The sequence below is a fragment of the Arthrobacter sp. 2MCAF14 genome (genome assembly GCF_052115645.1).
Lineage (GTDB): Bacteria > Actinomycetota > Actinomycetes > Actinomycetales > Micrococcaceae > Arthrobacter.
In genome coordinates, this window is record NZ_JBFRHB010000022.1 from 38,918 (window position 1) to 60,833 (window position 21,916).

The window sequence follows — 21,916 nt, forward strand, 5'->3', positions numbered from 1 at the left end:
ACCCCCGCCACGCCTGCCGTACAGTATGAATCCAATTCTGGGTTCAAATAAAGAATTCATAGTTCTATAATTGAACAACCCACACGATGAAGTGAGGAAAGCTCATGCAGTTCCACCACCACGGTTATGTGTCCGGCGACCCGCGGGTCCAAGCGGCCGCCGGCGTCGGCATCGACAGGCCCACTGATCTTCCCGACGAGGTCGACGTGCTCATCGTGGGCAGCGGACCCGCCGGCATGCTCGCCGCCGCGCAATTGTCCCAGTTCCCGGGCGTCACAACCCGTATCGTGGAGCGCCGCCCCGGGAGGCTCGCGATCGGTCAGGCCGACGGGATCCAGGCCCGGAGCGTGGAGACCTTCCAGGCCTTCGGTTTCGCCGAGCGGATCATTGCCGAGGCGTACCGGATCACCGAGATGGCGTTCTGGAAGCCGGACCCCGCGGATCCCTCGCGCATCATCCGGACCGCCCGCGCCCTCGACGATCCGACAGGAGACATCAGCGAATTCCCGCACCTCATCGTCAATCAGGCGCGCGTGCTCGACTACTTCGCCGAATTCATGGCAAACTCCCCTACCCGCATGACTCCCGACTACGGATACGAGTTCCGCGGCCTCGAGGTCAGCGGTGAGGGCGACTACCCCGTCACGGTTACCCTTCTCCACACCGCCGGACCCAACGAAGGCCAGGAGCGCGTTGTCCGGGCCAAGTACGTCGTGGGGGCGGATGGCGCCCGGAGCAAGGTGCGGGAGTCGATCGGCTGCACGCTCGCCGGCGACCAAGCCAACCACGCGTGGGGAGTCATGGACGTCCTTGCCGTCACGGACTTCCCTGATATCCGCACGAAATGCGCCATCCAGTCCGGCACCGGCGGTAGCATCCTGCTGATTCCGCGCGAAGGCGGCCACCTCTTCCGTATGTACGTCGACCTCGGCGAGGTGGACCGGAATGACAACCGCTCCGTGCGCAGCACCACGATCGAGCAGATCATCGCCAAAGCCAACGACATCCTCCACCCCTACACTCTCGATGTGCGCAACGTCGCCTGGCACAGCGTCTACGAAGTGGGCCACCGCCTCACCGACCGGTTCGACGACGTTCTCCCGGACGAGCAGGGCACCCGCACGCCACGCGTTTTCATTACCGGCGATGCCTGCCACACCCACAGCGCGAAGGCCGGCCAGGGCATGAACGTCTCCATGCAGGACGGGTTCAACCTGGCCTGGAAGCTCGGGCACGTGCTCGAAGGCCGCAGCCCGGAGAGCCTCCTGTCCACGTACTCGGCCGAGCGCCAAGTCGTTGCGAAGAACCTCATCGACTTCGACAAAGAGTGGTCCACGCTCATGGCGAAGAAGCCCGAGGAATTTGAGGACCCCACCGAGCTGGAGAACTTCTATGTGAGCACGGCAGAGTTCCCTGCCGGTTTCATGACCCATTACGCCCCCTCGCCGCTCATCGCCGAGCCCACGCACCAAGGCCTGGCCACGGGATTCACCATCGGCAAGCGCTTCAAGTCCGCGCCGGTAGTGCGCGTCTGCGACACCAACCCGGTGCAACTCGGTCACCAGGCCAAGGCGGACGGACGCTGGCGCGTCTACGTCTTCGCGGACGCAAGCGAAGCTGCCGGAACGGCAAAGGTGGGAACCTCGCCGGTCGTCGACTTTGCCGAGTGGATCGCGAACTCGCCGGACTCGCCGCTGGCCGCAACGCCGTCGGGCGCCGACCGTGACGCATGGTTCGACGTGAAGGTGATCTACCAGCAGGAACACACGAGCGTCGACATCGGGGCGGTGCCGGAGGCATTCAAGCCGCAGGTGGGACCGTTCAAGCTGACGTACCTTGAGAACGTCTACGGCACCGATCCTTCGACTGACATCTTCGAGCTGCGCGGCCTCGACCGCGGCGGCGTCGTGGTGGTGGTGCGGCCGGACCAGTACGTGGCGAACGTGTTGCCCTTGACCGCGACGGCGGAACTCGCCGCGTTCTTCGCGCCTCTCCTGCGATCGGGACGGACCGCGGCAGTGTGAGCTGTTGGCGCGTTCCGGCGTGCGGGACCAACGCAAGGGTTCATTCTGTCGGTGGCCCGTCGTAGGGTACCGGCATGGACATCATCATGGTTCCCGGATTCTGGTTGGACGCTTCTTCATGGTCGGAGGTCACGCCGCCGCTCGTTGCTGCAGGGCATACGGTCCACCCGCTCACGCTGCCCGGGCTGGAAGCTGTTGACGCCCCGAGGTCAGGCATCGGCCTCAGGGATCACATCGAAGCAGTAGTGGCGGCGGTCGACGCCGTTGGCAATCCCGTAGTACTGGTCGGCCACTCGGGCGGAGGTGCCATCATCCACGGAGCCGTCGACGCCCGCCCGGACCGCGTGGTCCGGGCGGTCTACGTAGATAGCGGCCCGCTCGGCGAGGGCGGCGTCATCAACGACGAACTGCCAGTCGAGGGCGATGCCGTGCCCTTGCCACCATGGGAGCTTTTCGAAAATGAGGATCTCGTGGACCTCAACGAGGAGCTGCGGGCCGCCTTCCGCGCACGCGCCATCCCGGAACCAAAGAACGTCACCACAGATAAGCAGCGCTTGCACGATGTTCGCCGTTACGACGTCCCCGCCACCATCATCGCGTGCGAGTTCCCCTCCAGCCTGCTCGGCGAATGGATCGAATCCGGCCACCCCTTCGTGGCCGAGCTCGCGCGCATCAACGACGTCGAATTCATGGATCTGCCCACCGGACACTGGCCCCAGTTCACCAAGCCGATAGAGCTCGGGAAAGCAATTCTTGCGGCGGTTGACCGGAGGCGTTAGGGCTGTCGATCTAGCGCCTAAGTCCAATACTGTTGAGGGGTGGGGGACGAACAATTCAGGACGAGAAACGGTTGGGTGGCGGTGCCCAACGCCAACATTTATTGGGAGGCCACCGGGGAGCCTGCTGGCATTCCGGTGCTTTACCTTCACGGGGGCCCGGGCGGGTCGCTCGGACGGGGTGGCTATCGTAAGCGACACGACCCGAGTCGATTCCTCATTATTGGCCTGGACCAACGCGGTTGCGGGAAAAGCACTCCCATCGTTCAGGACGACTTGGACCACCTCTCCGAGAATACAACTCGTGCCTTGATCCAAGATATCGAGGCCGTAAGGCAGCATCTAGGCATAGAAGAGTGGATCGTCACGGGCGTATCTTGGGGCAGTACTCTTGCCCTTGCCTATGCGCGGGAGCATCCCACCCGGGTCCTCGGTATCGCACTGGTCGCAGTGACAACAAGCAGCCGTGAAGAGATCCAGTGGATCACAGAAGACGTCGGGCGCATTTTTCCTGAAGCGTGGGCCGATTTTGCAGAGGCGGCCAACGCGGAACCGGAAGAACGCGTGATCGACGCTTATGCTCGCCGGCTGGCGGGCCACGATCGCGAAGACGCCCGACGTGCAGCCCTGTCTTGGGATCGGTGGGAATCCACCCACGTCTCGCTGGACCCCAACTGGCTTCCTGGCCCGCTGTTTGAAGACGAGCAAGAGCGCATGACGTTCGCACTCCTCGTGACGCACTACTGGGCCAACGACGGATTCCTTGTCGAAGGACAAGAGCTCATCCCTCGAATTCACGAACTCAACGGCATTCCCGCGTACCTCATTCATGGCAGACGGGACGTCAGCGGCCCTGTCGTCACCGCTTGGCGTCTGCACCAGGGCTGGAATTCAAGCCGACTCATCGTGATCGAGGACGAAGGGCACGGAGGTCCGTCATCCATTGCTGCTTTGACACAAGCGGTCGAGGACATCGCTGCTTTGCTTTGAGGCCGGCACAGTCACCGCCGCCGGGGTCGAACAGGAACGAGAGCACGCCGCCATAATGGAAAAGCGCATCGGTGAATGGATGAGCTCATTGAGCCTATGACGGGGATGTTCCGCGGAAAGGCTCATGCGCGCAGTTCGCGGAAGGCTGCGGCTAGGCCGACGCTGGCCAGGACGATGGCGGCGGGTATGTAGAACCACAGGTTGCCGTCCCGGAAGAGGGTAACCCCCACACCCAGAGCAACTCCGTAGAGAGCGACCTTGCCTGCCTTAGCTGGTAGAGCTGCTCGCTGGAGGCTTGCGGTAGCTGTCCACCGTGACCTCCAGCGCTTCGTCCCAGGGTGTTGCCGTAACGCCCAGCATCTTCTGCGTCTCCGTGGAGTCGACCACGAATGGCATCGTGAATTGGTAGCTTGAGGCTGAGATCTCGCGCATCATGGGAACGACTGCGCCGAGAGCGCTGAGAAACCATTGCGGGATCGAGGCGACCCGGCCATTCACGCCCCACCGCTCATTTACCTGCCGCACGATTTCCGTGCGCGGGACGGACGCACTCGGCACATGCCAGGCACGCCCCCAATCGCCCGTGTGGTCTGCAGCAGCGATCGCCGTCGCGGCGATATCGGGAAGGAAGCTCCAACTGTGCTCGAGTGCCGGGTACCCAACGACGCGCGCCGTCTTCGAGGCCAAGAGCGGTTCGAAAAAACCACCGCCGAGGTGTGTCGACATCCCCGCAGCGCCAGGACCGAAGTAGTCGCTGGCCCGAACCTCCACGGCCCGGATATCACCGCGTTCGTGTGCGGCGAGCACTTTCTCCCAACCCGCCCTGCGTACCAGGCCCTTTTTCTCGGTAGTGGCGAGCTGTGAGTGCTCGGTCATCGGGCCGGCCGGCTGCCCGTACGCATAGAGGTTACCCATGAGCACAAGCGCGGACCCGGAGTCACGGGCCGCAGTGATCACGGCGTCGAAGGTCGGCGGCCAGTCGGCTACCCAGTTGGTGTAAGGCGGGTTTGTGCAAACGAAGATCGTGGCGGCTCCGCGCGCAGCCTTTGTCACCTCGGCCGAGTTGCTCGCGTCCAGTTTCACGGGAGTCGCCCCAGGGACCGTAGTGCCGCTACGCGTGCCGAGGGTTATCTGATCGCCGCGGGCGGAGAGCTGCCTCGCGAGCGTCGCGCCTACGAGTCCCGCGCCGAGGATGAGATGGTTTGCCACGATGGTTTCTCCTTAACTCTCCTGCGATGCTTTGCTGGTGGGGTCGCGCCTAAGCACGACGCAGCTCGTCACCCTTGACAAGATCCGAGGGTGGAATGAATGATACGAGCCTCACCAGCTTTGTCCCTACCGGTGGTCAGTAGCTGAATTGGTGTCCAACAATGTCGAAAGAGCGCATTGACAGTAATAGTGTGGGCGTGTTTTTCAGTCGGGTTGCTTGGGTTGCTCCTGAACTGGATGAGTGTGATCGGAACGCTGATCGTGCCACGTCCGCTGCACAGCAACCTTTCACGGGTGACCCATTTGGTCACTGCGAAAATCTTCTTTGTCATCACAAAGCCCCTCACCTCGTACGAAGTACGTGATCGGATCCTTGCCTGGCAGTCTCCCATGGCGCTGTTCGTCCGCCTGCTGGTTTGGGTGATCGTGTTCGACTTGTCGTTCAGTCTCCTCCTTCTTCCCTTCGTCGACGGTGATCTCTGGCAAGCCGCAAGCGAGGCCGGCTCGGCAATGTTCACGCTTGGCTACGCTGCTCCATCGAATGTCGGCAACACGGTGTTGGTTTACGTAGCCGCTTATACCGGGTTGATCGTGATCGCTTTGCAGATCGGTTACCTGCCAACACTCTATGCGGCCTTCAACAGGCGGGAGGCGGAAGTAACGCTCCTGGTTTCGAGGGCGGGCTCACCCTCATGGGGACCGGAGCTTCTGGTGCGCACGCGGTTCGGGATGGCCGCCCAAACCAGCACCAGCGAGCTCAGCGAGCTCTACCAAAGGTGGGAGCGGTGGGCCGCAGATGTGGCCGAATCACACAGCACCTACCTCACGTTGGTATGGTTCCGTTCACCTTCACCGCAATCGAACTGGCTCAACTCCCTCCTCAGCGTCATGGACGCGGCCGCGTTGCAGCTTTCCCTGAGTCCGGGGTCTGCCCCAAGCACCCGCGCGCGGCTGGTCCTGCGGATGGGGTTCACCTGCCTGAATCAGGTGGCGCGGGCTATTCGTATCCCGGTCGAGGAAGACCCCGATCCCGATTCCGAACTCGACGTGACTTTTGAAGATTTTCAAGCGGCCGTGGAGCTCATGCGGACTGTCGACTACCCGATTGAGGTGACGGCGGAGCAAGCCTGGCCCCATTTCAGGGGCTGGCGCGTCAACTACGAAAAAGTCGCATACGCCCTTGCCTACGCGATCGACGCCCCGCCATCAATGTGGAGTGGCCCACGGCGCTTCGCGTCCGAACCGATCATGCCGCACCGGCCGAAGAACCGCACTTCCAAGGACGTCAAGCCGGACGACCCGCAAATGATTGCCCAGAGGAAGACACGGTGACTGCAGGGTGCAAGGATGGCACAACAAATGACCGTTGACCCACATCGAAGAGGAGAAGCGTCATGCCCATGATCGACGTGTACGCCACGACAGGGACCTTTGCCGACAAACACCAGCTCGCCGTTGATCTGGCGTCGACGGTGATGCGGGTGGAGCAGGTGCCAGATATCCCGATGTTCCGCAAGAACACGGCGGCATTCATCCATGAACTCCCGGAGGGGGATCTGTCGAATGTCGACGGCGACAGCAACTACGTGCGCGTCCAGGTGCTCACGAACGCGGGCGCGCTGAACCGCGAAAAGCGGCTCGCTCTGGTCGAACAGCTCACGGCGCTCGTCGCGACGGCGGCCGCGGATCCAACACTGCCCGATCGAACCTGGGTCCTCCTCACGGAAGCCCCCGACGGCGGCTGGGGCCTCAACGGCCACGCCAACACGAACGAGGAGCTCATCGCGGCCGCGCGTGCACAGATCGCCTCCCTCCAAGGGCAAACGCCACAGGCCTGAGTTCGCGCAGTAACCGGGACCGGAGGCGCAAAGCGCCCCCGGACGTGAATTCGGCTACTCGGCAAACACCTGCTTGGCGACCGCCATGGCGGACATCGCTTTCGGCCAGCCCGCGTAGAACGCCAGGTGCGTAATCGCCTCGCTCAATTCGGCCTCGCTCAGTCCGTTGGCCTTCGCAAGACGCAGGTGCCCGAAAAGCTGTTCGGTGCTGCCGCTCGTCACGAGACAGGCAACGGTAATGAGGCTCCGGTCCCGCTTGGCCAGTTCGGGCCGTTCCCAGACGTCAGCGAAGAGAACGTCGTCGGTCAGGGAGGCAAGTTTGGGCGAGATGTCTCCGACGAGTTGCTGGGCACGCGATTGTTCAGTCATGTGGTTCTCCTCTTCCGTGAAAGCTTGTCTACTCGCTTTCAATCCTAGGAACGCACATCGGAATGAGGCAGGGTCCGCTATTACCTGTTTCCCGATGAACTCCGGGGTCCGGGATCAGAGCGGCGGATATCTTCTGAGGCCCACCACTCCGCCCGCTGCAATCAGGGTTCCGCCGAAGGCCACCAGGATTCCAGCCACAGAGACGGTTGGAGCGACGGGATGGTCGCTCTGTGCGGGCGAGCCGGGGTCGATCCGGGCGGCGGCCACCGCCGAGGCTGAATTTTGCGTCGAGGGGCTCGGGCTGGACACGATCGGCGAAGGCACTGCAGCGACGGTTGTGGCAGGTGGCGCCACCTGGGCGGGTGCCGGTTCGGCGGTCACCGCCGGCGAGGGCGTCGAAGCGCCACCAGGAGGAACCGCGACGCCGGGATCCGGCTGGGGTTGCGGTTGTACCGGCGGGCTGGCCGTGGCGGACGGCGTTGCTTTGCCCGTCGGCCGAGGAGATGGGGAGTTGCCGGGAGAGCACATGCCAACCACACCTAGAAGGCCTTGCGAATCACAGCTTGCGGCCCCTGCAGTCTCCGCGGGCGCAAGTGCGATTAGGCACAACGCGAAAGGGAGCGCGACGAGGGCAACTGGAACCTTCCGGCGAGTCATGGCTTCGACTCTACCTACTCCGCGGCAACTTGGGAGGGAAGGGGCGCAAGCTTCAATCCCTGAGCTGCCCCAGAATCCGGGCCAGCTCGGCGCGATCCTCTGCGCTCAGCCGGGCAAAGTACTCGGAGGACTTGCCGCGCCGTTCGGCGCTGACCTTCGCGAAGAGCTGCTGCCCGGTTTGTGTGGCGGCGACAAGGGTGGCCCTCCGGTCCGTGGGGTCCGGATCACGACGGACGAGGCCTTTGACCTCCAGCTGATCCACCACTTCCGTGGCCGAACGCGGCGCAATGCGCAGCCTTTCCGCCAGGTCCTTCAGTCGCATCGGATCCCCGGGCGCCGGGCGCATCAGCGTCATGAGAGCCCGCCACTGGTGCGGCGTCAGCTCCCAGGGCGAGAGCTGCTCGGCCCAGGTCCGGCGCAGCCCCCGGAAAGCGGCATGGAAGAGATCGCCGAGGTCGGCAGAATCAGAGGGCTGTGAGTGCATGCTGCCAGTCTAGCAATTTGACCAGTAACCACATAGTGAGGTAACCTCTGCATTAGTAGGCGCGATTCCCGCGCCCCGCTCGCCACTGGAGGTGGTGCTTATGACGGAGAATATCCTCACCCAAAATCCTCATCGACCGGGCGCTGGAGCCCGAAGTCCCGGCCGCGGCCCCGCCCGCCTCAATCCTGCCGACCGCACCCAGCTGAAACAGCATCCCGTGCGCCTCAAACGGATCGCCGGGCTGTTCACGCCGCACAAAGTGACCATTGCCGCCGTCGTGCTTCTCATCAGCGCTTCCAGCATCATCGGCCTGGCGCAGCCGTTCCTGGTCCGCCACATCATCGACGTCGCGCTGCCCAGCAAGGATCTGCCGCTTCTCGCATGGCTGGCCGCCGGATTGATCGCCGTAGCCGCCGGAACCGCGCTTATTGGCGTGCTGCAAACCTGGATGACCACGGGCATGGGCCAGAAGATCATGCATACCCTGCGCACGCGACTGTTCACGCACCTACAGCAGCAATCACTGGGATTCTTTACCCGGACCCGCAGCGGCGAGGTGCAATCGCGGTTGAACAACGACATTTCCGGCCTGCAGCAGGTCATCACCTCCACCGCCACCGGAGTTGCCTCCAACCTGACCACTGCCATTGCCACCGCCATCGCGATGGTGGCCATTTCGCCCGGGCTCTCGCTCCTGTCCCTGATAGTGATCCCGCCGGCGGTCTGGTTCACCCGCCGGGTGGCCCTGCTCCGGCGCAACATCACGTCCACGCTGCAGAGCGAACTGGCCACCATGAACACGCAGGTCGAGGAAGGGCTGTCAGTGTCTGGCGTCCGGCTCTCCAAAACCCTCGGAACCACCAAGCGAGACGCCCACCGCTACACGGAAAGCTCCAAACGGCTCATCGGCCTGGAGATGCGATCCCAGTTGGCCGGCCGCTGGCGCATGTCCACGATGGGCATCATCTTCTCGGCCATTCCGGCGCTGATTTACCTGACCGCCGGACTGCCCGTCACGAGCGGCGGCATGACCATCGGCACGCTCGTGGCGTTCACCGCGCTGCAGGGCGCCATCTTCCGCCCCGTCATGAGCCTGCTGGACCTCGGCGTCCAATGGGTCACGGCGATGGCCCTGTTCAGCCGCATCTTTGAGTACCTGGACTTGGCTCCCGAGATCACTGCCCCGGCGCGGCCCGTCCCACTGGATCCGGCCGCAGTACGCGGCGAGGTCCGCTTCGAGGGGGTCAGTTTCGCGTACGACGGCGGCACTGAAGTCCTGCACGGCATCGACCTCACGCTTCCGGCCGGCACCAGCACCGCAATCGTGGGACCCACGGGCTCCGGGAAATCGACGCTGGGCTCGCTCGTCCCGCGCCTCCATGACGCCACCGCCGGACGGATCACCATTGACGGAGTAGACGTGCGCGACATCGCCCCGGAGGACTTGACGAAAATCGTTGGTGTCGTGTCACAGGAGACGTATTTGATTCACGACACCATCCGGGAAAACCTGCTGCTGGCGGCGCCCGGAGCGGACGACGCGGTGCTGTGGAACGCGCTGGCCTCCGCGCAGATCGCGGACCTGATCGCAAGCTTGCCCGACGGCCTGGACACCATGGTCGGCGCCCGCGGCCACCGGTTCTCCGGCGGAGAACAGCAGCGCCTGGCCATTGCCCGAACCATACTGCGCAATCCCAAGGTGCTGGTCCTCGACGAGGCCACCTCCGCCCTGGACAACGCCACCGAGGCCCACGTCCAGGCGGCGCTCGACCGGCTCGCGGTTGGCAGGACTACGCTCACCATCGCCCACAGGCTTTCCACCGTGGAGAAGGCCGATCAGCTGGCGGTCCTCTCTGGGGGTGCGATCGTGGAGTTCGGAACGCCCGCCGAGCTTCGCAATTCCGGCGGCGCGTATGCGCGGCTCGCCGAGGCCCGGGGGAGCCTGGAGTTTGAAGATCACGCCATGACAGCCTAAACGCCCGCCTCACGGCATGAAACGGTACCCGATCCCGACCTCGGTGATCAGGTGGCGCGGGTTCCCGGGCTCCGGTTCCAGTTTCCGGCGGAGCTGGGCCATGTACACGCGCAGGTAGTTGGCTTCCTTGGCGTAGGCCGGCCCCCAGACCTCGCTGAGGAGCTGCTGCTGGGTGATCAGCTTCTCGGGATTCCGCACGAAGAGATCCAGGATCCGCCACTCGGTCGGCGTCAGCCGGACGTCTTCGCCGTCGCGCGTCACGCGTCTCATGGCCAAATCCGCAGTGAATGATTCAGTGACCAGCACCGGCGGTTCATCGCCTGGATCCGACGTGCGCCGCAGGATCGCCCGGAGACGCGCCAGCAGCTCGTCGAGCCCGAAGGGCTTGGTGATGTAGTCGTCCGCACCGGCGTCCAGGGCTTCAACCTTGTCGTCGGAGCCGTGCCGGGCGGAGAGGACCAGGATGGGCACGCTGCTCCACTCACGCAAGCGGGTGATGACCGTGGTTCCGTCGATGTCCGGCAGACCCAGGTCGAGGATCAAGACGCCCACCGGGTGCTGGGCTGCAGAGCGCAAGGCCGATTCGCCGTCGGACGCAGTGGCCACGGTGTAACCGTGCGCTTGGAGCGTAATCCGCAAGGCCTTGACGATATGGGGATCGTCGTCCACTACCAGGACGTTGCTCATCTCGCCTCCCCGGAGGCGCTCTCAGGGCTGCCCGACGGCGGCACATGGCGGCGCTGCAAAAGAACCGATTGCGCTTCCATGGGAGCTTGCGCCTCCTCGTGCGGGAACGCGACCCCTGTGGACAGCGGAAGCCGAATGACCATGGTCAGGCCACCGCCCGGAGTCGCTTCCGCGGTGAGCGTTCCTCCCATCGCTTCCGTGAATCCCTTCGCCACGGCGAGCCCCAAGCCAACCCCGGTGGTGGAAGGGACGTCGTTGAGCCGCTGGAATGGCTGGAACATCCTCACCACGCTTTCGGCGGGAACACCTTGGCCGTGGTCGATGATGCGCAGTTCCCCCGACGGCCTCCCGTCCAAGGTGGATGAACTGAAGCCACCCGCGGCTCCCACCAGCACAACATCGGAATCCGGAGCGTACTTGATGGCGTTCTCCACGATGTTGGCAATGACGCGTTCCAGCATTCCGGAGTCGGCGTCGATCTCCGGCATGTTTCCCGGCAGGTCGACGCGCACCCGGCCCGGCGGTATGCCATGGAGGGCGGTCGGAATCACTTCGTACCAGCGCACCGGGCGAATGAGGGCGTTCACCGAGTCCGAGGTGATGCGGGACATGTCCAGGAGGTTCCCCACGAGGACGTCGAGCCTGTCCGAGCATTCCTCGATGGTTGCCAGCAGTTCCTGTTCCTCCTCGGGCGTGTAATGGACGTTGCTTTGCCGCAAGCCGCCCACGGCCAACTTGATCCCGGCCAACGGAGTCCGCAAATCGTGGGAGACGGCGCGCAGGATGGAGGTTCGCATGGTGTTGCTCTCGGCCAAGCGCATGACCTCCCGTCGGCTGGCTGCCAGTTGTCGCCGCTCGAGCTGGGCCGAAAGGTGCGCTCCGAAGGCGCTGAGCAACCGGCGGTCGCTGGCTGGCAGGATGCGGCCGGACAGGACCAGCCGGGTTCCGGCGTCGATCTGTTCGGTGTTTTCGCCGCCGTCGGGCAGTAGTGGTGCGGCCTCTCCGGCCTTCGCGACGAGGCGCCAGCCGCCGGTCCCCGCGCCAGCCAGGCCCCCCGCCTTGAACAACGCGGCACCGCGCATCTGGAACACGTCCAGCGCTTGCTTCAAGAGTCCCTCGACAGTGTCCTCGGCGCTCGATGCCCCCCGCGTGAGGTCACCCAGGGTGGTGGCCTCGGCACGGGCACGGGCAGCTTCCTTGGAACGCCTGGCCGATACGTCCACGACGGCCGCCACTGCGGCTGAAACGCCCACGAAGACGAGCAACGCGAGGATGTTCTCGGGGTCGCTGATGGTCAGGGTTCCCACGGGCGGTATGGAGAAGAAGTTCACCAACAGGCTGCTCCACAGGGCACCGAGCAGGGCGGGCCACAACCCGCCGACCAGCGCCACGGCAACCGAGCCCGTGAGCTGGAGGAGCACCGCCGTCGCGATGCTGTGCGAAGGGCTCGCGGCCAGCAGGAGCTGCAAAAGAACCGGAAGGACCACAGCCATGGCAAACCCGACGACCACCCTGGTGCGGCCAAGGTCCCGCTGCCGCCGACGGTCGACGCCCCGCCCACCTAGCGGATGCGAGACCATGTGCACGTCAATATCGCCGGAGTCACGGACCACCCGGTTGCCGATCCCCCGGCCGGTCAGCCGGGCGACGAGGCTCCGGCGTCGGGAAATCCCGACGACGATCTGCGTCGCGTTCACGCTGCGGGCGAAGTCCAGCAAGGCCTTGGCCGGATCCTCCCCCGCCACCGTGTGGTAACTGCCGCCCAAATCCCGCACCAAAAGGCGCTGGGATTCCAACGCATGCGGAGATTCCGACGCCACGCCATCGGCGGCGCGGACATGCACCGCGAGCAAGTCGCCGCCGTTGACGCGCTTGAGGATCCGGGCGGCGCGGCGGACGAGGACTTCTCCTTCAGGGCCGCCTGTGAGGCCGACGACTATGCGTTCGCGGGCTGGCCAGCTCGCCTCGATCCCCTGTTCCGAACGGTACTTCGCGAGCCCTTCGTCCACGCGATCGGCCAGCCACAGCAGGGCCAGCTCCCGTAATGCCGTCAGGTTGCCCATCCGGAAATAGTTGGAAAGGGCTGCGTCGATCTTGTCCGCCGAATAGATTTTGCCGTCGCCCAGCCGTTGCCGCAACAGCTCCGGTGAGATGTCCACAAGGTGGATCTGGTCCGCACGCCGCACGACGTCGTCAGGCACTGTCTCCGCCTGCCGGACGTCGGTGATGGCACTCACGACGTCACCGAGGGAAGCCAGATGCTGCACGTTGACGGTGGAGAGGACGTTGATACCGGCGTCGAGCAGTTCCTCGACGTCCTGCCAACGCTTGGGATTTCGGCTTCCTGGGATATTCGAGTGAGCGTATTCATCGACGACGGCGGTGCGCGGCTTACGTGCCAGGACCGCGTCGACGTCTATCTCTTCAAAGCTGGTATCCCGGTACGCGATGCTGTGCGGTGGAATGACTTCCAGTCCATCCATCAAGGCCCGGGTGTCGCTGCGCCCATGATCCATGGCGAAGGCCACCACTACATCTTCACCGCGCCCGCGGAGCCGGTGGGCCTCTTCAAGCATGGCGTAGGTCTTCCCTACTCCCGGGGCTGCCCCGAGGAAAATGCGCAGCGTTGCCCGTGCCATGTGGTCATTCTTTCACTTGTTGAACGCGCCGGTTGCCCGCGCGGATCCGGGCCCGGGCTGCGCTCATTTGGCCGGCACCGCTGCGGCTATGTCCAGATTCAGCTCCGTGACGTTGACGGACGGCTGCCCCAGGAAGGCCTCGAGTCCGGTGACTGTGCGGCGGTCCACCATGGCCTGCACGGCTTCAGGACTCAGCCCGTGCGCCTTGGCCACCCTCGGCACCTGGAGCCGAGCGTAGGCCACCGAGATCTGCGGGTCCAGACCGGAACCACTCGCCGTCACGGCGTCGGCGGGGACGTCGGACTCCTCGACCCCTTCCGCGGCGGCAACGGCGGCACGGTTGGCTTTGACGGCGTCGAGCAGTTTGGGATCGTTGGGTCCCAGGTTGCTGGCGGTTGACGCCCCCGGGTCCCACTTGGCCGCCGAAGGGCGGGCGTGGAACCACAGCGGGTTCTGGGCGCCGGCGTCGTTGGCGGAGACTTGCGCAATCAGGGCGGAAGCGGCGGGCTTACCGGCCGAGTCCCTCACGATGGAGCCATTGGCTTGGAAGGGTGCAACGGCCTGGCCGATACCGAAAATCGCCAATGGGTAGATCAATCCAAGGACCACGGTGGCCAGGAGCAGGAACCGCAAGGCCGTTCCTGCTTGGCGAAGGTAGCCGGGAAGGGTGTTCATGGTTGTCTCCTAGCCGATGCCGGGGATGAGGGAAATGAGCAGGTCGATGAGCTTTATCCCGATGAAAGGTGCCACGAGTCCGCCGAGGCCGTAGATGGCCAGGTTCCTGGCGAGCGCCTGGTTCGCCGAGACAGCCCGGTACTTGACGCCGCGCAGGGCGAGCGGCACCAGGGCGATGATGATCAAGGCGTTGAAGATCACGGCGGACAGGATGGCCGACGAAGGCGAGGCCAGGCCCATGATGTTCATGCGGCCAAGCCCCGGAAATACGGCCGTGAACAGCGCCGGGACTATCGCGAAGTACTTTGCGACGTCGTTCGCCACCGAGAACGTGGTCAGCGCGCCGCGGGTGATGAGCAACTGTTTGCCGATGCCCACAATGTTGATGAGCTTGGTGGGATCCGAATCCAGGTCCACCATGTTGGCGGCTTCCTTAGCAGCCGGAGTACCTGAGTTCATGGCGACGCCGACATCCGCCGCAGCCAGCGCGGGGGCATCGTTGGTGCCGTCGCCGGTCATGGCGACGAGCCGTCCTTCGGCCTGTTCTTCCTTGATCACGGCCATCTTGTCTTCCGGGGTGGCTTCGGCGACGAAGTGATCCACCCCGGCTTCGGCGGCGATCGCCTTGGCCGTGATGGGGTTGTCACCGGTGATCATGACCGTCCTGATGCCCATCCGCCGCAGTTCGGCGAAGCGGGCGTGCATGCCCGGCTTGACCACATCGGCCAGGTGAATGGTGCCCAGGACCCGGGCTCCGCCGTCGTCCCCGACGCCGGCCACCAACAGTGGCGTGCCGCCCTGGGCGGAGATTTCCTGCACCTTGTGGTCCACCTCGGCCGGGGTGTGTCCGCCGGCGTCCGCGACGAATTTGGCGACGGCGGCGGCGGCGCCCTTGCGGATCTTCCGCCCGTCCAGGTCCAGGCCGCTCATGCGGGTGCTGGCGCTGAACTCGACAACGGCGAAGTCTTCCGAGGTCTTCAGGAGAGTAGCCAGGTCAGGGCCGCTGACACCCTTTTCACGCGCGAGCTCAATGATCGAACGTCCCTCCGGCGTCTCATCGGCCAGGCTGGAGAGCCGTGCCGCTTCGATGAGTTCGGTCCGGTCGACGTTGTTGGCGGGGAAGAAGTTGACCGCGCGTCGGTTGCCGTAGGTGATGGTGCCGGTCTTGTCCAGCAGGAGCGTGGTGATGTCCCCGGCGGTTTCCACGGCGCGGCCGGAGGTGGCCAGGACGTTGTGCTGCACCAGGCGGTCCATGCCTGCGATGCCGATGGCCGGCACGAGCGCCCCGATGGTCGTGGGAATCAGGCAGACGAGCAGCGCCACCAGCACGATCGGCGATGGCGTTGCCCCCGGCAGGGAAGCGAACGGCGCCAAACTCATAGTGACTGCCAGGAACACGATGGTCAGGGAGACAAGGAGTACGTGGAGGGCGATTTCGTTGGGTGTCTTTTGCCGAACGGCACCTTCCACGAGCTTGATCATCCGGTCAATGAACGTTTCGCCCGCCTCAGCCGTGATGCGAACCGCGATGCGGTCCGAAAGGACCTTGGTGCCGCCAGTCACCGACGAGCGGTCGCCGCCCGACTCACGGATGACGGGTGCCGATTCACCGGTGATGGTGGATTCGTCCACGCTCGCCAGGCCTTCGATGATCTCACCATCGGAGGGGATGACGTCCCCGGCTTCGCAAATGACGACGTCGTTCTTCCGCAGGTCCGTTCCCGGCACTTCCTTGAGGGTGCCATCCTCCAGCCGAAGCCGGGCAACAACACCTTTCCTGCTGGCCCGGAGGCTATCTGCCTGGGCCTTGCCGCGGCCCTCTGCGATGGCCTCGGACAAGGTGCCGAAGAACACCGTCAGCCAGAGCCAGATTGTCACCGAGATGCCGAACGCCGCCGGCTTGAGAAGGCAAATGGCCGTGCAGAGAGCCGCCCCTACCAGCACGGTGAACATCACGGGAGAGTGGATCATCTGGCGTGGTCCCAGTTTCCGAACTGCGACCGGCAGGGCGGTCCGGATACTGGCAAGATCCAGCTTGGCCGGGGCCTTGGTGTGGTGCTTGTGCTCCCCCGGAGTACCGAGGGGATTTCCGTCTGCGTAGGTCTGGGCGGCGGTGTCCGAGGCTAATGCCGTGTTGGACCGGGTCATTTGAGGAGTCCTTCTGCGAGGGGGCCCAAGGCGAGGGCCGGGAAGTAGCTCAAGGCGGTCATGATGACTGTGACGCCGAGCAAGAGAGAACCGAAGAGCCAGCCGTGGGTCGGGACAGTGCCGGACGACGCCGGGATCTTGGGTTGTTTAGCCAGGGAACCTGCCAGGGCAAGCACCAGCACGATAGGCAGGTAGCGGCCCAGCAGCATGGCAAGGCTCATCATCACCGACAGATACGGTGCGGAGGTGGTGATCCCGCCGAACGCCGAGCCGTTGTTGTTCGCGCCGGAGGTGAACGCGTAGAGCACTTCACTGAACTGGTGCGGTCCCGAGGCAGGTGCATTGGCCACGGCGTCCGGAAGAAGGACCGTGATCCCGGCGAGGGCCAGAACCACGGTGGGCGTCACCAGGATGTACATGGCCGCGAGCTTCATTTCCCGGGGCCCGATTTTCTTGCCCAGGAATTCCGGGGTGCGGCCCACCATCAGCCCGGCAATGAACACGGAGACGATCGCAAGGATGAGCAGGCCATAGAGCCCTGATCCCGTGCCGCCGGGGGCCACTTCGCCGAGCATCATGTTCACCATGGCGACTCCACCGGCCAGGGGCGGCAGGGAATCGTGGGCGACGTTGACGGCTCCCGTGGACGTCAGCGTGGTGGCCGTGGCAAAGATTGAGCTCTGGGCCGCGCCGAAGCGCTGCTCGAAGCCCTCGCCCAGACCGCCTGCCACTGCGGTTGCCGTCCCTTGCGCGCCGGCAACGGCCCAGCCCATCAGGGCGGTGGAGCTCAGCCAGAGCGTACCCATGACAGCGGCTACCGTGTAGCCCTGCCGTTGGTCCCCCACCATGCGGCCATAGGCGTACGGCAGAGCAAAGGGGATGAGCAGGATCAGGAAGACTTCGAACATGCTGATGAAGACGTTCGGGTTCTCGAACGGGTGGGCGGAGTTGGCATTGAAGTAGCCGCCGCCGTTGGTTCCCAGGATTTTGATGGCTTCCTGGGACGCTACCGGACCGCCCGGGATGGTCTGGGTGACACCTGTTGCCTGGTTCACGACGTCGGTGGACCAGAAATTCTGCACAACACCGCCGATCACCATCACAATGGCCGCGAGCGCAGCCATCGGAAGCAGTACACGGAACGAGGTGCGGGCCAAGTCCACCCAGAAATTCCCCAGCCTGTCCGTCCGGGTCCGCGCGATGCCGCGGATCAGGGCGACCACTACCACGATTCCGACGGCGGCAGAGAGGAAGTTCTGCACTGCCAGCAGGCACATCTGCACGAAGATGCCCATGGTGGCTTCCGGAACGTACGTCTGCCAATTGGTGTTCGTCGCGAAGGAGATGGCCGTGTTCATGGCCGTCCACGGATCCACGCCAGGCAGGGAATTGCTTCCGGGCAGCACGCCTTGGAGCCGCTGGAGCAGGAACACCGTCAGGATGGACACTGCCGAGAAGACCAGCACGCTGCGCAGGTAGATGGACCATCTTTGCTCGGCGTCCGGGTCCACCCCGGCCATCCGGTAGAACAGCCTCTCCACCCGGGTTGACTTCTTGCCCTCAAACACCCGGGCAAGGTAGACGCCCAGCGGCTTGTGCGCTAAGACCAACAGCAAGAGCAGGACGGCCACCTGGGTGACGAAGGAGGCAATGCTGAAAGCCATCCGGAATCACCACTTTTCCGGGTGGATCAACACGGCCAGCAGGTAGCCGAACAGACACAGGCCTGCAATGAACAGGACCAACCACATCACGGCGTCCGCGCTCACTGTCCGTTCACCGGCCCATCGCCGTCGACGATTTTGCCCAGAAGGTGGGCCATCCACATCACGATCCCCATGGACACCACGAAGATCCCCACAACAGCCACGTCGGCCACTGGAACGTCCTTTCATCCGCGCCCCGTTTGCGGGGCTGATGTCAGTCAACTCCTTGGCAGGCCGCGAAAATGGGTTCCTGATGGTTCCTTAACACGGCAAGGCCGAATCTTGACGGCTTCTTAACAGGTGCGCCGCGACTTCCGGGACATCGACGTTAAGGATTCATCAAGATCGGCTTCAACCAGCGAAAACACCTGTAGTCGGTGCTATCTTCAGCAATGATCGCGGTGCCTGCGCGTCGCGCGGAAAGGACACCATGACTACTTTGAGCAGGCCCCCGGCCGATCCTTCGGCACCACGGCCCGGTGGTATGTCTTCCTTGCGGACGTGGTTGCTGTTCGGACTGCAGGACTCCAAAGGATCGCACCAAGGCCCCGGCGCGGTGGGCGATTCCCATCTGAAGAAGCATTCGTGGTGGCAGGTCATGTGCCTCACCGGCGTCGACTATTTCTCCACCCTCGGCTACCAGCCGGCCATCGCAGCACTGGCCGCAGGAGTGATCTCCCCCCTGGCCACCATCGTCCTGGTGGCGGTCACACTGCTGGGCGCCCTGCCTGTGTACCACCGCGTCGCTGGGGAAAGCCACCGCGGCGAGGGATCCATCGCCATGCTTGAGCGCCTCTTGCCACGCTGGGGAGGGAAGATCCTCGTCCTCGTTCTCCTCGGGTTCGCGGCGACGGATTTCATGATCACGATGACCCTCTCGGCCGCGGACGCCACGGCCCACGCGATCCAGAATCCGCTCGCCCCAGGCTGGCTGCAGGGACAGAACATCCTGGTTACATTGTTCCTGCTGGCCCTGCTGGCCGCCGTATTCCTGCGTGGATTCAAGGAAGCCATCGGCGTCGCTGTGGTTCTCGTCATCGTCTATCTGAGCCTCAACGTCGTGGTCGTGTTTGCGACGTTCGTGGAGGTGTTCGCCCATCCGGTCGCAGTAGGCGACTGGTGGCTTGCACTGTCGACTTCGCACGGAAACCCGTTCATGGTGATCGGCATCGCCCTGCTCGTTTTTCCCAAACTCGCCTTGGGCCTGTCCGGTTTCGAGACCGGAGTCGCCGTAATGCCCCAGATCCGGGGTTACGGATCCGACACCGAGGAAAACCCTGCCGGACGGATCAAGGGAACCCGCAGGCTGTTGACCACGGCAGCCGTCATCATGAGCTGCTTCCTGATCGCTACCAGCTTCACCACTGTTGTGCTGATTCCGGATCAGGAATTCCAGCCCGGCGGCCAGGCCAATGGACGCGCCCTGGCATTCCTCGCGCACCAATATCTCGGAGTCGGGTTCGGCACTGTCTACGACCTCAGCACCATCGCCATCCTGTGGTTCGCAGGCGCCTCCGCCATGGCCGGGCTGCTGAACCTGGTCCCACGGTACCTGCCGCGATACGGAATGGCGCCGGGCTGGGCCCGGGCAGTGCGCCCCCTGGTGTTGGTGTTCACCCTTATCGGGTTCCTGATCACGTTCCTTTTCAACGCCGACGTCGACGCCCAGGGTGGTGCGTATGCCACCGGTGTGTTGGTGCTGATGACTTCCGCCGCCGTGGCTGTGACCCTCTCCGCGCGCCGCTTGAGGCAGCGCAAGCGCACAGTCGGATTCGGCATCATCGCCATAGTGTTTATTTACACCACTATTGCCAACATCTTCGAACGTCCCGAAGGCATCCGGATCGCCGCGATCTTCATTGTGGGGATCATCGTGATCTCCTTGCTCTCCCGGATCCGGCGCTCCTTTGAACTGCACGCCACCCACGTCCATCTGGACCGCCAGGCATTGGAGTTCATGTCCACCAATCTGAGCGGCCCGATTGCGCTCATCGCCCACGAACCCCTCCGTCTCACCGCGGAGGCGTACCGGGACAAACTCACCTCAGCGATCGAGGTCAGCCACATTCCGGTGGATTACCAGGCGCTCTTCCTGGAAGTGATTGTGGACGATTCCTCCGACTTCGAAACCGCACTCGAAGTCCGTGGGGTGGTTCGGCACGGACACCAGATCCTCGAAGTCCACGGCCCGGTGGTCCCCAACACCATCGCTTCAGTGCTACTGCACATCCGCGACGTGACAGGCCTCATGCCGCACATCTACTTCCGCTGGACCGAAGGCAACCCGGTCATCAATCTCCTTCGCTTCCTGTTCCTCGGCGAAGGGGAGATCGCCCCGGTCACCCGGGAAGTCCTGCGAGAGGCCGAACCCGATGTCAGTCGGCGCCCGTGGGTCCACGTGGGCTGATGGCGGCAACAGGACGCCCTGACAGCGCTGCTGTCAGGGCCGCTCCGGCACCTCGCCGTTCGCTACCGCTTCGATCCAGTCGACCGCCTCGTCCGAGAAATAAAATCCCGAAGGCCCGTTTCGACCAACCCACCACGCATCCGAAGTAATGACGCCTCCAACTTGGGTGATCTCGGCGGTTATGTCCGGGAGCACCGCATCGCCATTGTTCTCGATCAGCCATTTTTGGGTCGACGGCTTCAGCTTCGGCCACCAATGTTCGATACTCATGGCCGAAGTCTGACATGCCTGCCGCCTTTGCTCGAGTCCTGCCCGTTAAGAGAGTGCTAATTCTTCGCCTGCGGGCGTATGGAAACCATTAATACCGCCGGGGACGGGTCCTTTCGGTGATCAGATCGAGGAAAGAATTCCTGGCCACCCGGGCCGTGGACGGTCTCCGCAGGAGCTGACGTAAGCATGAAGCGCATTGGCTTTACCAACGGAACGGCATCCGATGCCACGGTCCCAGGCACGCGTCCGAAAGACTACGTCGTGGTCGATGACATCGCAGAGTTCACCTACTACCCGTCCGAGGCGGCGATGCTGGAAGACCTCGAGTACGTGGACGAAGCAGCTTGCGTCCTTGACCGGGAAGGCAATGACTGCCGCCTCACCCTGGATAAAGACAGGAACCTGCGCCTCGGTCCCTCGTTCGGGCTTGTGGAATTCAGCTGGCTCCGCCAGGCATGGATGAACAACCGGCACCGGAATCTGCAGGCGCATCGCTTGCAGCGCTTCTACCCGACAACCCTGGAGGCGCTCCTTGCCGGACTGTTTGAAACCGTTGCCCTCGAACGCGCCCGCAGTGCCGCCGGGACACCATGGGTGCTCAACCTTGGTGGAGAAGAAACGCACCCGGCGACGCTGAGGGAGGTCGATGGGCTCCTCGCGGGGCTGGATCACCTTGAACAGGCCACGGTGCGGGATCCTTTCGGCCATGAATACCGGCCAGTCCGCCACCAGACCCACCGGCACCTCGCCCCGGGTGCGGGCTCGATCTACTATGTCGAAATTCCCCCTCGCGGGCGCGACCTCCAGCAGTCAGGCGTCCAGCACTGAGGCACCACTCGCGCGATGGCAAGGCGGCTCCCAGCTGTTTCCTTCCGGGGTCAGTCCCGGTGACCGACCCAGACGCGACTAGGGCGTGCCGCACCGGGGCCGAAAAGGATTCGGAGCATTCGGAATCATAAATCCCACCCCATCCACCTTTATCCAAAAATCAAGATAATTGCGGATAGTACGAACATGTTCCCTTGCGCGTTCGCCATGCGCTTACATCGGCGGCGCCCAGGT

General features: G+C 64.0%; 19 protein-coding genes. 8 read left to right on the forward strand and 11 right to left on the reverse strand.

What is annotated here, in order from left to right:
• Nucleotides 1-104 precede the first annotated feature (104 nt).
• The 3 genes from AB4074_RS15290 (at nucleotide 105) to AB4074_RS15300 (ending at nucleotide 3,790) form a co-directional block, all read left to right on the forward strand.
• Nucleotides 105-2,024 carry an FAD-binding monooxygenase gene (locus AB4074_RS15290; protein WP_441414134.1) on the forward strand — a complete coding sequence of 640 codons (1,920 nt, stop codon included), beginning with the start codon at nucleotides 105-107 and terminating at the stop codon, nucleotides 2,022-2,024.
• Between the two features lie 74 nt (nucleotides 2,025-2,098).
• Nucleotides 2,099-2,803 carry an alpha/beta fold hydrolase gene (locus tag AB4074_RS15295; RefSeq protein WP_441414135.1) on the forward strand — a complete coding sequence of 235 codons (705 nt, stop codon included), beginning with the start codon at nucleotides 2,099-2,101 and terminating at the stop codon, nucleotides 2,801-2,803.
• Between the two features lie 135 nt (nucleotides 2,804-2,938).
• Entirely contained in the window at nucleotides 2,939-3,790 is an 852-nt protein-coding gene (locus AB4074_RS15300; RefSeq protein ID WP_441414168.1) for an alpha/beta fold hydrolase, read from the forward strand.
• 267 nt (nucleotides 3,791-4,057) lie between these two features.
• Here the strand turns inward: AB4074_RS15300 and AB4074_RS15305 are convergent, their stop codons facing one another.
• Entirely contained in the window at nucleotides 4,058-4,999 is a 942-nt protein-coding gene (locus tag AB4074_RS15305; RefSeq protein WP_441414136.1) for an NAD-dependent epimerase/dehydratase family protein, read from the reverse strand.
• 237 nt (nucleotides 5,000-5,236) lie between these two features.
• Here AB4074_RS15305 and AB4074_RS15310 point away from each other — a divergent pair, with 237 nt between their 5' ends.
• On the forward strand, nucleotides 5,237-6,331 hold the full coding sequence (locus tag AB4074_RS15310; protein ID WP_441414137.1) for a hypothetical protein: 1,095 nt from the start codon (nucleotides 5,237-5,239) through the stop codon (nucleotides 6,329-6,331).
• A 62-nt stretch (nucleotides 6,332-6,393) separates the two neighbouring features.
• Nucleotides 6,394-6,837 carry a hypothetical protein gene (locus AB4074_RS15315; protein ID WP_441414138.1) on the forward strand — a complete coding sequence of 148 codons (444 nt, stop codon included), beginning with the start codon at nucleotides 6,394-6,396 and terminating at the stop codon, nucleotides 6,835-6,837.
• 54 nt (nucleotides 6,838-6,891) lie between these two features.
• Here AB4074_RS15315 and AB4074_RS15320 read toward each other — a convergent pair whose 3' ends face one another.
• The 3 genes from AB4074_RS15320 to AB4074_RS15330 form a co-directional block, all read right to left on the reverse strand.
• The gene (locus AB4074_RS15320; RefSeq protein WP_441414139.1) at nucleotides 6,892-7,206 is read right to left on the reverse strand and encodes a carboxymuconolactone decarboxylase family protein; all 315 of its coding nucleotides are present in this window, start codon (nucleotides 7,204-7,206) and stop codon (nucleotides 6,892-6,894) included.
• Between the two features lie 114 nt (nucleotides 7,207-7,320).
• The gene (locus AB4074_RS15325; RefSeq protein ID WP_441414140.1) at nucleotides 7,321-7,863 is read right to left on the reverse strand and encodes a hypothetical protein; all 543 of its coding nucleotides are present in this window, start codon (nucleotides 7,861-7,863) and stop codon (nucleotides 7,321-7,323) included.
• A gap of 52 nt (nucleotides 7,864-7,915) precedes the next feature.
• A complete protein-coding gene (locus tag AB4074_RS15330; protein ID WP_441414141.1) occupies nucleotides 7,916-8,347 on the reverse strand; it encodes a MarR family winged helix-turn-helix transcriptional regulator in 432 nt (143 codons plus the stop codon).
• A 100-nt stretch (nucleotides 8,348-8,447) separates the two neighbouring features.
• On the opposite strand from AB4074_RS15330, the gene AB4074_RS15335 reads away from it, so the two are divergent.
• Nucleotides 8,448-10,322 (forward strand): ABC transporter ATP-binding protein, encoded by a 1,875-nt coding sequence (locus AB4074_RS15335; RefSeq protein WP_441414142.1) that lies wholly within the window; start codon nucleotides 8,448-8,450, stop codon nucleotides 10,320-10,322.
• 9 nt (nucleotides 10,323-10,331) lie between these two features.
• On the opposite strand, the gene AB4074_RS15340 is transcribed toward AB4074_RS15335, so the two are convergent.
• The 6 genes from AB4074_RS15340 to AB4074_RS15365 all read right to left on the reverse strand — a co-directional run bounded on the left by AB4074_RS15340 (nucleotide 10,332) and on the right by AB4074_RS15365 (nucleotide 18,222).
• The gene (locus tag AB4074_RS15340; RefSeq protein WP_441414143.1) at nucleotides 10,332-11,009 is read right to left on the reverse strand and encodes a response regulator; all 678 of its coding nucleotides are present in this window, start codon (nucleotides 11,007-11,009) and stop codon (nucleotides 10,332-10,334) included.
• Nucleotides 11,006-13,648 carry an ATP-binding protein gene (locus AB4074_RS15345; RefSeq protein WP_441414144.1) on the reverse strand — a complete coding sequence of 881 codons (2,643 nt, stop codon included), beginning with the start codon at nucleotides 13,646-13,648 and terminating at the stop codon, nucleotides 11,006-11,008. Before AB4074_RS15345 ends, AB4074_RS15340 begins: the two co-directional genes overlap by 4 nt.
• A gap of 63 nt (nucleotides 13,649-13,711) precedes the next feature.
• Complete coding sequence (gene kdpC, locus AB4074_RS15350) at nucleotides 13,712-14,323, reverse strand: K(+)-transporting ATPase subunit C (RefSeq protein ID WP_441414145.1); 612 nt, start codon at nucleotides 14,321-14,323, stop codon at nucleotides 13,712-13,714.
• A 9-nt stretch (nucleotides 14,324-14,332) separates the two neighbouring features.
• Complete coding sequence (gene kdpB, locus AB4074_RS15355) at nucleotides 14,333-16,471, reverse strand: potassium-transporting ATPase subunit KdpB (protein ID WP_441414146.1); 2,139 nt, start codon at nucleotides 16,469-16,471, stop codon at nucleotides 14,333-14,335.
• Nucleotides 16,468-18,135: a potassium-transporting ATPase subunit KdpA gene (gene kdpA / locus AB4074_RS15360; protein WP_441414147.1), complete on the reverse strand. Its 1,668-nt coding sequence runs from the start codon at nucleotides 18,133-18,135 to the stop codon at nucleotides 16,468-16,470. The genes kdpB and kdpA overlap by 4 nt, the downstream gene beginning before the upstream one ends.
• A gap of 6 nt (nucleotides 18,136-18,141) precedes the next feature.
• On the reverse strand, nucleotides 18,142-18,222 hold the full coding sequence (locus AB4074_RS15365) for a potassium-transporting ATPase subunit F (RefSeq protein ID WP_231497388.1): 81 nt from the start codon (nucleotides 18,220-18,222) through the stop codon (nucleotides 18,142-18,144).
• A 385-nt stretch (nucleotides 18,223-18,607) separates the two neighbouring features.
• Between AB4074_RS15365 and AB4074_RS15370 the strand changes: the two genes are divergently transcribed.
• Complete coding sequence (locus AB4074_RS15370; RefSeq protein WP_441414148.1) at nucleotides 18,608-20,584, forward strand: amino acid transporter; 1,977 nt, start codon at nucleotides 18,608-18,610, stop codon at nucleotides 20,582-20,584.
• Nucleotides 20,585-20,617: 33 nt separating this feature from the next.
• On the opposite strand, the gene AB4074_RS15375 is transcribed toward AB4074_RS15370, so the two are convergent.
• Nucleotides 20,618-20,854, reverse strand: coding sequence for a hypothetical protein (locus AB4074_RS15375; RefSeq protein WP_441414149.1), 237 nt, complete (start codon nucleotides 20,852-20,854; stop codon nucleotides 20,618-20,620).
• Between the two features lie 186 nt (nucleotides 20,855-21,040).
• Here AB4074_RS15375 and AB4074_RS15380 point away from each other — a divergent pair, with 186 nt between their 5' ends.
• Nucleotides 21,041-21,682: a hypothetical protein gene (locus AB4074_RS15380; protein ID WP_441414150.1), complete on the forward strand. Its 642-nt coding sequence runs from the start codon at nucleotides 21,041-21,043 to the stop codon at nucleotides 21,680-21,682.
• The last annotated feature ends 234 nt before the right edge of the window (nucleotides 21,683-21,916 follow it).